Origin of the sequence: Planococcus chinensis (assembly GCF_020071995.1) — a bacterium.
Lineage (GTDB): Bacteria > Bacillota > Bacilli > Bacillales_A > Planococcaceae > Planococcus > Planococcus chinensis_A.
In genome coordinates this window covers 1-279 of sequence record NZ_JABWTK010000055.1, presented here as the reverse complement: position 1 = coordinate 279, position 279 = coordinate 1, and the positions used below count along the sequence as shown (strand labels likewise).

The window sequence follows — 279 nt, the reverse complement described above, 5'->3', positions numbered from 1 at the left end:
CCGAAACCGTCTTTCCGTAACCTCCCAGGAGGGAGGTTAAACTATTCGGTATTAGCACCGGTTTCCCGGAGTTATCCCGATCTGCAGGGCAGGTTGCCCACGTGTTACTCACCCGTCCGCCGCTAAAGTTGAAGAGCAAGCTCCTCAACTTTCGCTCGACTTGCATGTATTAGGCACGCCGCCAGCGTTCGTCCTGAGCCAGGATCAAACTCTCCATTATAGAGAACCGATTGCTCAAATTCTGCTGGCGTCTCGCCGTTCCGAAGAACGCGCGAGTCG

General features: G+C 54.8%; 1 rRNA gene. It reads right to left on the bottom strand.

Annotated elements, in window-relative coordinates:
• A 16S ribosomal RNA gene (locus tag HU147_RS19285) occupies positions 1 to 220 on the bottom strand; the annotation flags it as partial.
• Positions 221 to 279: the final 59 nt, after the last annotated feature.